The organism is Hominiventricola sp. (assembly GCF_057604405.1).
This window is the reverse complement of the sequence record NZ_DBLYVB010000033.1, coordinates 1-12,458: the sequence shown is the minus strand read 5'-3', so window position 1 is coordinate 12,458 and position 12,458 is coordinate 1. Positions and strand designations below refer to the sequence as shown.

Below are 12,458 nucleotides of genomic sequence, written 5' to 3'. Positions count from 1 at the left end.
TGAAAAACTGGCTTCAGGAAGCAGTCATCTTCTGGGAAGCCCACAGATAGGAACAGATAAGAATTTATTTAAGGAGGATTTCATAATGAGCAGCAACCTGAAAGAATTGATCAGACAGATGACACTGGAGGAAAAAGCAGGACTATGTTCGGGAGCGGATTTCTGGAACACGATGGGAATCGAAAGGTTAGGGATTCCTTCCGTTATGATGACAGACGGCCCGCACGGCTTGCGCAAACAGGAAGGCGCGGCAGATCATCTCGGCCTGAATAAAAGTGTGAATGCAGTCTGCTTTCCGGCAGCCTGCGCCACGGCATCCAGCTTTGACGTGGAACTGATGGAATGTATGGGACAGATCCTTGGGGACGAGTGTCAGGCTGAGAACGTGGGCATGCTCCTCGGCCCTGCAGTTAATATCAAACGCAGTCCTCTCTGCGGAAGGAATTTTGAATATATGTCCGAAGATCCATATCTGACAGGAAAGATGGCGTCAGCATATATCCGGGGCGTACAGTCGAAAGGCATCGGAACCAGTATGAAACACTTCGCCGCGAATAATCAGGAAACAGACCGTATGCAGATATCGTCGGAAGTATCGGAACGGGCTTTCCGGGAAATTTATCTGCCGGCTTTTGAGGAGGCGGTGAAGAAAGCGCAGCCAAAGACTGTGATGTGCAGCTACAATAAGATCAACGGAGTATTTTCTTCAGAGAATAAGAAGCTTCTGACAGATATCCTGCGGGATGAGTGGGGATTTGAAGGATATGTGGTCAGTGACTGGGGAGCTGTAAATGACCGGGTGAAAGGACTGAAAGCCGGTCTTGACTTGGAGATGCCGGGATCAGGAGGATATAATACAAGAAAGATTATTCAGGCAGTGGAGAATGGAGAACTGGAGGAAGAAATTCTTGACAGAACGGTGGAACGCATACTGAAAGTAGTCTTCTCCTACACAGATAACAGGAAAGCGGAGACTGTATTTGACAGGGAAAAGGATCACAAAGCAGCGGCAGATATCGAAACAGAGTGCGCCGTACTTCTGGAAAACAGGGGAGTGCTGCCGCTGAAAAAAGAACAGAAAGTAGTCTATATCGGGGAATTTGCAAAGAAACCGCGATACCAGGGCGGGGGATCGAGTCACATCAATACGGACAGCGTAGTGTCGGCTCTGGAAACTGCGGTGAGAAAAGGCAGGGCAGTGGAGTACGTGAAAGGCTTCTCGTCAGAGCGTGACGAGATGACAGAAGAGGATCTGAAACAGGCGTGTGAAGCGGCAGCGGGCGCAGATGTAGTTGTAATCTTTGCCGGACTGCCGGACAGCTTTGAGTCGGAAGGATATGACAGAACATCCATGGAACTGCCAAAGTGTCAGAATCGCCTTATAGAGGCTGTGGCTGAGATACAGAAAAATGTGGTAGTGGTTCTTCATAACGGAAGTCCCGTAGAAACTCCATGGGCGGAGTCTGTAAATGCCATTCTGGAGATGTATCTGGGAGGAGAAGGCATTGGGGAGGCCAGCGACCGGCTGTTATTTGGGGAGGCAAATCCAGGAGGACGTCTGGCGGAGACGTTCCCATATCGTCTGGAAGACAACCCGAGTTACCTGAATTTCCCTGGAGATGGCAGGACTGTTCTCTATGGAGAAGATATCTTTGTCGGATACCGTTACTATGATGCGAAGAAAGTACCGGTGCGCTGGGCATTCGGCCATGGACTGTCATATACGGAATTCAGCTACAGCAATATGAAACTCTCTTCTGCGGAAATGAAAGATGGAGATATTCTGAAGGTGAGCATTGATGTGGAGAATACAGGGAAGAGGGCAGGAAGTGAAGTGGTTCAACTCTATGTCAGTGACAAGGACAGCACGGTGCCAAGAGCAGTGAAAGAACTAAAAGGGTTTGCGAAAGTATTTCTGAATCCGGGTGAGAAGAAGACGGTTACAATGGAACTTTGCGCGAGAGATTTTGCTTACTACGAGACAAAGATTCACGACTGGTACACTCCGTCAGGTACATATGAGATCCAGATCGGGCATGCCAGCGATGAGATCAGAGAGGCTGCAGAACTTACATTTACTACTGATGTGCTGCTGCCGTTCACTGTGGATATGACCACTACAATGGGGGAATTGATGAACCACCCGAAGACAGCAGGGAAAATGATGGAGTATCTTGAGGGGATATCACAGGGAGAAGAACCTAAGAAAGAAGATGGGGAGGTACAGCTTGTGACTCCGGAAATTATTGCGCAGATGCCGCTGAAATCATTTTTAAGCGTTATTCCGGGCGAAGCGATCGAGCAGATGATCGTGGAGTTAAATGCTCTGTGTCAGTAGTGGGAGGAACGGTTGGCTTATTATTGGATGAAAAAGTATCAGCATGAAAATGAGGAAGAATTATGGGCAAGATTTATGCGGCAAAAACAAATCATATCACAAACCCTTTAGGGTTTTATCTGAAACCGTTGGTATTTTCATGGAAAGTGAAAGGCGGCAGAGGACAGGAACAGAAACATGCAAGGATTGTGATCAGCAAGAACAAAACCTTTACAGATATCTGTCACGACACGGGGGAGGCAGAGCTGGACAGTCTCTCTGCAAGAGTGGAATTTGAACCGCAGCCGTATACAAGATATTACTGGAAAGTTATTGTGACAACAGATGCAGAGGAAGTGATCGAATCAGACACGCAGTTCTTTGAGACCGCCAAAATGGATGAACCGTGGACGGGCAGGTGGATTACCTGTGACAGCAGTCAGGAACGGCATCCGATTTTCTCAAAGAGAATTCGTCCGGCAAAAGAAGTGAAAAGCGCAAGACTGTACATTTGCGGCCTGGGATTGTATGAGGCATATTTTCTCGGGGAAAATAAAGAAAATCCGGAGAAAATCGGTGATGAGTATCTGACTCCGTACTGCAATAATTATGACCAGTGGATCCAGTATCAGACGTATGACATCACGAAACAGGCAGAACAAGGCGGTGTGCTGTCTGTTCTTCTCGGAAACGGCTGGTATAAAGGCAGGTTCGGTTTCAATGATCCGGAGCGGGAAGCATATTACGGTGACGAGTGGAAGCTGATTGCGGAGATTCACATAGAGTACAAAGACGGAACGAAAGATGTAATCAGTTCTGATGAAACCTGGTCAGTTACAAGAAGCAATTTGTGGTTTTCCAATATCTATGACGGTGAGAGAAGAGATGATACGCTGCCACCGGTAGAGGAGTCTCCTGCGCGGATCGCAAAGGTTCCGAAAGGCCGGCTTATGGAACGGTTATCTCTTCCGGTTAAGGTACAGGAGGAGATGAAGCCGGCAGAACTGATCCATACGCCTGCTGGAGAAGATGTATTTGATCTGGGGCAGGAGATCGCAGGGATCTTCCGACTGCGTGTACATGAGCCGGCGGGGACAACTATCAGGATTCAGACGGGAGAGGTGCTTCAGGACGGAGGTTTCTATAACGAGAATTTAAGAACTGCACTTTCGGAGTACATTTATGTTTCTGATGGTACAGAAAAGGTGATTACGCCTCATTTTACATACTATGGCTATCGATATGTGAAAGTGACCGGGATTAGGGATCTTTCATGTGAGGATTTCACGGCGCTTGTTCTTTACAGCGATTATGAGAGCATCGGGGCAATCGAGACAGGGAATGATCTTGTGAACAAATTGATCTCCAATATCGAATGGGGGATGAAAGGAAACTTCCTGGATGTGCCTACAGACTGCCCGCAAAGAGATGAGAGAATGGGCTGGACAGGGGATACACAGGTATTTTCTGCGACTGCAAGCTATCTGGCTGATACCTACGCGTTTTACCGGAAATATTTATATGACATGTATCAGGAACAGCTTCTGGCGGACGGAATGGTTCCGGAGATTGTCCCCACATTCGGACCGACAAAATGTTCCTGCGCATGGGGAGACGCTGCGTGTATCATTCCGTGGAACGTATATCTGTTCAGCGGGGACAAAACAATCCTGGAAAGCCAGATTGAGAGCATGAAGGCATGGGTTGATTATATTCGCAGGATTGACGGAGATCATCACGGATGGAGACAGATCTTCCATTATGGAGACTGGCTGGCTCTCGACCGTACAGGCGCTGCCGCGAACAGTGTGTACGGGGCGACCGATGAAGCATATATCGCGGATATCTACTATGCGGCAAGCGCCCAGACAGTCGCAAAGGCGGCGGACGTGCTTGGACTGGAAGAAACGAGACAGGAATATCAGGAAATCGCAGACCGTCAGTGGCGGGCAGTGAAAGAAGAATATTTTACTTCCACAGGAAGATGTGCGGTGAAGACGCAGACAGGGCTTATCCTTGCGCTGAAGTATCATCTGTCTGAAAATGAAGAACTGACAAAGCAGATGATGAAAAAACTCCTCCGGGACAACAAAAATAAACTGAATACCGGGTTTGTGGGTACGCCGCTTCTGTGCAACGTGCTGACAGACCACGGGATGACGGATGCGGCGTACCGGCTGCTTTTGAACGAAGAATATCCGGGTTGGCTTTATGAAGTGAAGCTGGGGGCAACGACCGTGTGGGAGCGTTGGAATTCACTGGATGAGAACGGCCATGTCTCCAGCACGGGAATGAACAGCCTGAATCATTATTCATATGGCGCCGTACTGGAATGGATCTTCTGCCATGCGGCCGGGATTGATGTGACGGAACAGAGTCCGGGAGGCCGGGTGATGCGGATCAGCCCGAAAGTGAATCGCGGACTGGGATATGTAAAAGCGGTTTATGATTCAGCATGCGGATGCTATCAGTGCGGTTGGGAGATATTAGGGGATAATAAAATCACTGTCACTGTTACAGTTCCGTTTGGCGGAAGGGCAGAAGTGGTTCTTCCACTTGCGCCGGAATCTGTATATGAAGATAAAGAAAACCCACTGTTTGAAGATGTAGAAAACGGAATTTGCCGTGTGAAAGCCGGAGAATATGAAGTCGCTTATGAGGCGTCACAGCCTTTAAAGAGGAAATACAGCATAGATTCGACAATGGAAGAACTGCTGAACCATCCGGATATTCGCGCGTTTCTTTCTCAAATGATGGAAGTGGATATGATTCCGGATATTGCATATGGACTTTCGCTTAGAGATGTCGCGAAAACATTCGCAGGAGAAATCAAACCAGAGGAAGCACAGATGCTGGATATTGCACTGGCAAACTTCTAATAAGGAGCAGAGAGATGAAGAAAGAAAATCAGAAAGTAAAATTATCTGAAAAAATAGGGATGTTGATGGTATGTGCAGGAAACATACCGCTTATGACACCTTTTATCCGTATATTTTATGATCTATTACACAACTGTGGTGGGACTGGATCCCAAGGCGCTTGCGACCTTGTTTTTAATCTCTAAGGTAATGGATGGAATCAGCGATCCTGTCATGGGCTTTATTCTGGATAGATTTCCCGTAACAAAAATGGGAAAATTTCGCCCTATGCTGATTCTGGGAACCATTATCTGTGTCATAAACTATATTCTGCTGTGGTTTGGCGCTGTCTGGAGTCCTGTAGGAAAATATGTGATCGTTTATGTTACCTATTTGCTGTTGGGATGGACCTTTGATATCATGGACATCTCCAAAAACAGTCTTCTTCCGGTTATGACTACAGATGATAAAGAAAGAAACAGCCTGTCTCTTTTCAACGCATTAGGATCGATGATTGGAGGAGCGGTGATTGGAGTATTAGGACCTGTTATAGTAGCAGATGGAAAACTGGAAAGTTATTATGTATTAATCTTCGGATCTATGGCTCTGACGCTCGTTCTTTCCATCTCAGGTGCACTCAGTGTTAAAGAACGTGTGGAGTTCAGGGAAAATAATGAGGAAAAGTACAGTTTAAAAGAGATGCTTCAATTTCTGAGATACAAGCCTATATGGGCAGCGTTTGCAGCTACTTTAATAGTAGGGACAGGAAGTTCAATAGCTGGCGGAGCAGGAGCATATTTTTATACATATGTTTTAGGGGATATGAAACTGATGTCGGGAGTTTCTGTTATTGGCTTAATTGCATCACTGGTTGGAATTGTGATGGGACCATATCTTGCCAATCGGTTTGGGAAAAAGAAAGTTTACCTGACCGCGGTCATAATATCGACAGCGCTTAACCTGCTTCGACTGCTGGATGTGACGTCTATGATTTTAATATATATCAGCGCTCTTATCGGAGGCGTGGCAGGAGGATGGATGGTTCCGGTCAATACCAGCATACAGGCGGACAATACCACTTATGTACAGTATAAAACGGGTAAACGGGCGGAAGCAGCCATCGCTTCACTCACATCCTTTGTCAGTAAGGTCGCGCAGGGGCTGGGAGGAGCAATTCCAGGGTATGTGATCGCAGCATATGGATTTGTTACCGGCGCATCTGTCCAACCTGAGAGTATCAATACAGGCATTATCCTGTGCGCATTGATCCTGCCGCTGATATTTGGAATATTAGGGTTGCTTATCTTTGGCACACAGTATACGCTGGATCAGAAAGCAGTAATAGAGATGGACGCTAAAATCAACAGGAATAACTAATCCGGCAGGGAGGTTGCTATGGAGCTTACAAGACTTAAGGTAAACAGTCAATACAGACCATGCGTGGACGAAGTACCTTATTTTTCATGGGTGATCATCAGTGACAAAAAGAATGTGATGCAGACATCCTATCATATTACAGTGACAAGTCTGGGAGAAGTAGTGTGGGATTCCGGGGTGATAGAAAGTGATAAAAGCACTTTTGTAGAGTACAACGGGAAACCATTGAAAAGTCTCAGTGACTATAGCTGGACAGTGAAAGTGACGGTTAATAACGGAGAAAAGGCGGCGGCATCCTCATCCTTTGAGACGGGATTTATGAAGAAAGAATGGACGGCCGAGTGGGTGAAATCTCCGTTCCCGATGAAAAAGGTAAAACCTGGAACCGGCGGGCAGAATCCGGCAGAATATTTCCGCAAAGAATTTGACGCACGAGACGGTATAAAACGGGCACGCGTCTATGCCACATGCCACGGAGCATATCAGCTCAGCGTGAACGGAATACGTCCGGACGACAGAGAGTTTGCTCCGGAATTTACCGTCTATTCTAAATATCTGTGTTACCAGACTTATGATGTGACTCCATTCTTGAGAGAGGGAAGAAATGTCATAGGAATGTTAGTGGGGGACGGCTGGTATGACAGTGCGAACTTTAAACCGAGAAGCAGGAAGTTTAAAGCCGAACATTCTGTGTTATTTCAGATAAAGATTGATTATGAAGACGGAACGAGTGAAATTGTTCTGTCCGATGATGCTGTGAAGGTTTCGGAAAGTCCGGTCCGGTCTTCCGATTTGTTTGCAGGCGAACTCTATGACGCACGGATGGAACAGGAAAACTGGAACTGCTGCGGATTCGATGACAGCAGCTGGAAAGCAGGTATCCCATGCGGAAAATCTTACGCGAACCTAGTAGCTCAGTACGGGGAACCGGTGCGCCCGGTAAAGGAAGTACCGGCAGTCGGAATGACAGTCAGCCCGAAAGACGAGACGATCATTGACTTCGGGCAGAATCTGGCGGGGGTTCTGCGCGTAAAAGCGAAACTGCCTGCCGGAACAAAAATGGTATTAGATCATTTTGAAACTCTGGATCAATATGGAAACTATTTCAATAATATTTTCATGTCAGAGAAAACAGGACACAAACAAAGCGATATTTATATTTCAAACGGGAAATTTACAGAATATATACCGCATTTTACATATCACGGTTTCCGCTATGTGAGAGTGACATGCGATCAGCCGGTGAGTCCGGAGGATTTCACAGCGATTGTCCTGTCTTCTGACAATGAGGATCTGGGAACTTTTGAGACGTCCAACGAAGATATAAACCGGCTTTACGAAAATACAAGATGGTCTCAGCGGTCGAATCTGTTCTCAATCCCCACGGACTGTCCGCAGAGAGAAAAAGGCGGATGGACCGGAGATATCCAGATTTATGCAAGAACAGCCATGCTCAACGAAAATGTAACCCCTTTTCTGACAAGATGGCTGCGTAATATGACCTGCAGCCAGCAGAAAAACGGAGCGATTCCCAATGTGATCCCCCTTACCGGAATCTATGAATTACTGGAGAAACTGAATCGGATCGTATACCGCAATTTTGAACCGGTGGGAGAAGCGGGATGGGGAGATGCCGCTTGTATCGTACCGTGGAGCATGTATCAGCTTACAGGAAATATCAGGATACTGAGAGAGCAGTATGACACAATGAAAAAGTGGTGCGACTATATCATCAACACTGCAAAGAAGCGTAGAGGCAAGATGAAACATCCAAAAGAAATTGACCAGTATCTGTGGAATACAGGACATCAGTACGGGGAGTGGCTCATACCGAGCCAGACAGTAGACGGAGCAGACCAAAGCGCTGCAAAACCTATCAATACTTCTGTATACTGCGCGCCAATCTTTGGATGGAATTCCTGCCGGATCATGGCAGATACGGCAGCACTCCTCGGGCATACATCAGACGAATTATACTATGATGACATTGCGTCCAGAATGAAATCTGCCATTCAAAAAGGACTGATCGATGATGATGGGAAGATGCCTCTTGATTTTATGGGCAGTTATGTGCTGGCAATCGCATTTGATCTTGCTCCTGAAAGGAAGAAAAAAAGTATCGCCGGACATTTGATCCGCAAGATAGAAGAAAACGGGGATTGTCTGGATACAGGGTTCCTGACGACGCCGTATCTGCTGGATGCGCTCTGTAAGATCGGCAGGATGGACAAGGCATATAAAATCCTGCTCCAGACAAAGTGCCCGTCATGGCTTTATGAGGTGAAGCAGGGAGCGACAACAATCTGGGAAAATTACATTTCTTACAAGGAGGACGGGTCTCCGGTTATGACAAGCCTGAACCACTATGCCTTTGGATGCGTGGACGACTGGATGTTCCGGAAGATAAGCGGCATTGATATGGCTGCTCCCGGATTTAAGGAGATTGTAATCGCACCGGAGCCGGACAATGCGTTTACCAGTGTAAAACGTACTTATATAAGTGAGTACGGGGAAATCGCAGTCAGGTGGAGTATGGACGAAGGGAAATTTAAGCTGAAAGTAAAAATCCCCTGCAACACGACTGCCGTTGTAAAGATGCCGGATGGCAGATTATACAAGGTAGGAAGCGGAATGTATCAGTTTGAATAAAGAATCAAAGAAAACAAAATGACAGTATTTGCGAGAACTGACCGGTAAATACAGACGGTTAGTTCTCTTAATATGAAAGTTGAAAATAATAAGGAGTTAGGGATTATGAAAAAGAAAATATTGAAGATTATCTTAAGTATCGTTTTAATTCTGATTCTGGCTGTGGGAATCGGCCTGACATATTTAGTAGGAGCAGCAGGCGGTGGAGGACCGTTTGATTTTGTCTGGAAGAACAAACTGAAAAAAATGCCGGGAAACGCAGAAAAATACAGTCTGGAAAATATAGAACCGTTAGAAAACAGCCCTCTTGAAGGGAAGCGTATCTGCTACCTTGGATCATCTGTAACCTTAGGTCTGTACTCAATGGATGTTTCTTTCGCAGATTATATCTCTTACAGAAATGGCTGTGAGTATGTAAAAGAAGCTGTAAGCGGTACTACTTTAGTGGATAACGGAAAGACGTCTTATATCCAAAGGATGAAAAATAATATCGGTACAGATGAGAAATTCGATGCATTTGTCTGTCAGCTTTCCACGAATGACGCGTCGAAGGAAATGCCGATGGGAGAAATCAGCAGTTCAGAAAATCTGGAGGATTTTGATACACAGACGATAACAGGAGCAATGGAATATATCATTGTATATGCAAAGCAGACATGGAATTGTCCCGTGATCTTTTATACCGGAACAAAATATGACAGTAAACAGTATCAGCAGATGGTAGATGTATTGTTTGAGCTTCAGGATAAATATGGAATAGGCGTGATCGACCTTTGGAATGACGAGGAGATGAATGACGTTTCTGAAAAAGAATATGAAGTTTATATGGCAGATCCGGTTCATCCGACGCAGGCAGGATATCTGGAATGGTGGACGCCTAAGATGGAAGAATACTTATATCAGTTTTTAGAAAGATGATTATTATATTAAGTTTCGTCGGTAAACTGCTTATATATCGTTGGTGATTTGCCCTTTGGAATTATTTATAATTGAATCAAACAATGAAAGGACGGATAACGAAATGGAAAATTCAGTTACAAAAAGAGAAAAAATCAGTTATGGTTTGTATTTTATGGGACAGAATGTATTCTATGGACTGGTAGGATATATGACTACATATTTTACAGATATCGGCATAACGGCAGCATTGGTTGCGATCGTGGCGCTTATCACGAAAGTGTGGGATGCCATCAACGATCCGATCTTCGGTATGATCATGGATAAGGTGAATTTTAAGAAAGGGAAATTCCTGCCGTGGCTTCGAATATCTGTCATAGCGATTCCGGTGGCAACTATTCTTCTTTTTATAATACCTACCGGGATTTCCATGACGGCTAAAATCATATGGGCAACACTTGCTTATATGTTATGGGATACAGCCTATACCCTTTGCGATGTACCGATTTTTGGTATTGTTACCACGATGACAATAGACCAGAAGGAACGTGTTTCACTAAACAGCATAGGAAGATTGTTTGCTATTTTTGCAGGTATTGTTACAGGAATTGCCCTGCCGTTGGTACGGCAGCGGTTAGGCGGCTGGTCAACAACAGTAATTGTGTTATCTCTTTTGTCATGTGTTATGATGATTCCGATTTGTCTGTTCGCAAGGGAGAGAGTAATTGAAAAAGAAAGAGTCCAGAATGACGGGGCAGAAGAAAGTTATACATTGCGAGATATGGTAGAATGTCTGCGGAAGAACAAATATTTATTGCTTTTCTTTGCGGCTCCGCTCATCAGCAGCCTGCTTAATGTTGGTGCAAATTGGGGCTTATACGTTGCCCGGTACTGCCTTGGCGGTGAAGAAGCTGCCTCATATGTTTCGATGGCGGTAATTATTCCGACCTTAATCGGTGCGGTTATGGCAGTAGAATTATGCAAAAAATATGATAAATTTAAAGTCTTCTATATTTCATATATTTTCGCGTTACTTCTGGGAATTGTAAGATTCATAGCCGGGTATGAGAATATGATGGTGTATGTGATTTTAAATGCCTTAGGAGGAATTCCGCTGGGAATAGCAGTTATACTGCAGTATCAGTTTACGCCGGACTGCTACGAGTATGGACAGTACAAGACAGGATTAAAAATGCGTGGTGTAACGTTTGCGGCGCAGACATTTTTTACAAAATTAAGTGGAGCGATCGCAACAGCAGTCAGTGTGTTTGCGTTAACTATAATCGGCTTCCGAGAGGGAGAAGGCGTTGTTCAGGCGGCAGGATTTGCCGATAAATTATGGACATTCAGCTGTCTTGGCAGCATTATCGGGGGTATTTGCACTCTGCTTATACTTCGTCTTTACAAGCTTAATGACCATGATGTCCAGCTGATGGCAAAATGCAATAATGGTGAGATCAGCCGTGAAGAAGCAGAGGCACAGATGATCAATCAGTATTAAGAAAAGAAAGGAGGACTTTTGCGATGGACAGAATAAAGGAACTGATTTCAAAAATGACGCTGGAAGAGAAGGCAAGTCTCTGCTCGGGCGCTGATAACTGGCATACGAAAGAAATCAAACGACTGAACATTCCGTCAGTTATGATGGTGGACGGCCCTCACGGACTGAGAAAGCAGGAAGGGGAAACGGATCATCTGGGATTGAATGAAAGTGTGAAGGCCGTTTGTTTCCCGGCAGCCTGTGCAACAGCCTCCAGCTTTGATGTTGACCTGATGGAACGGATGGGAGAGACGCTGGGAGCGGAGTGTCAGGCCGAGAATGTAAGCATACTGCTTGGCCCGGCGGTGAATATTAAAAGGAGCCCGTTATGTGGGCGGAACTTTGAGTATCTGTCGGAGGATCCATATCTGGCAGGTAGGATGGCATCGGCATATATCCGCGGAGTACAGAGTCAGGGCGTGGGGACAAGCATTAAGCACTTCGCACTGAATAACCAGGAAACACTCCGTATGACGATATCTTCCGAAGTGTCAGAACGTGCGCTCAGGGAAATCTACCTGCCTGCGTTTGAGGAAGCGGTGAAAGAATCAGCTCCAAGAACCGTCATGTGTAGCTACAACAAAATAAATGGAGAATATGCTTCGGAAAACAGATATCTTCTGACAGATATCCTGAGAAAAGAATGGGGATACAAAGGCTGCGTCGTCAGTGACTGGGGCGCTGTAAATAACCGTGTGAAAGGACTGCAGGCCGGACTGGATCTGGAGATGCCTTATTCCGGAGGATACAATGACAGACAGATTGTGAAAGCAGTACAGGAGGGAAGACTGGACGAAGCTGTGCTGGATGAAGCGGTGGA

At 45.7% G+C, this 12,458-nt stretch carries 6 protein-coding genes and 1 pseudogene; all 7 read left to right on the top strand.

Annotated features, from left to right (window positions below; all coding sequences use genetic code 11):
* The first annotated feature begins 85 nt into the window (after positions 1-85).
* Complete coding sequence (locus ACZMB2_RS13065; RefSeq protein WP_055267527.1) at positions 86-2,338, top strand: glycoside hydrolase family 3 C-terminal domain-containing protein; 2,253 nt, start codon at positions 86-88, stop codon at positions 2,336-2,338.
* Between the two features lie 62 nt (positions 2,339-2,400).
* Positions 2,401-5,196, top strand: a complete 2,796-nt coding sequence (locus ACZMB2_RS13060) for an alpha-L-rhamnosidase (RefSeq protein WP_276698197.1) — start codon at positions 2,401-2,403, stop codon at positions 5,194-5,196.
* Positions 5,197-5,307: 111 nt separating this feature from the next.
* Positions 5,308-6,552 (top strand): annotated as a pseudogene (locus ACZMB2_RS13055) (MFS transporter); the annotation flags it as partial.
* Positions 6,553-6,570: 18 nt separating this feature from the next.
* A complete protein-coding gene (locus ACZMB2_RS13050; protein ID WP_487597062.1) occupies positions 6,571-9,201 on the top strand; it encodes a family 78 glycoside hydrolase catalytic domain in 2,631 nt (876 codons plus the stop codon).
* A gap of 105 nt (positions 9,202-9,306) precedes the next feature.
* Positions 9,307-10,119 (top strand): SGNH/GDSL hydrolase family protein, encoded by an 813-nt coding sequence (locus ACZMB2_RS13045; protein ID WP_227093632.1) that lies wholly within the window; start codon positions 9,307-9,309, stop codon positions 10,117-10,119.
* Positions 10,120-10,222: 103 nt separating this feature from the next.
* A complete protein-coding gene (locus tag ACZMB2_RS13040) occupies positions 10,223-11,599 on the top strand; it encodes an MFS transporter (protein WP_117509310.1) in 1,377 nt (458 codons plus the stop codon).
* A gap of 23 nt (positions 11,600-11,622) precedes the next feature.
* Positions 11,623-12,458: glycoside hydrolase family 3 protein (locus ACZMB2_RS13035; protein WP_487597061.1), on the top strand; the 836-nt coding region annotated here is incomplete at its 3' end.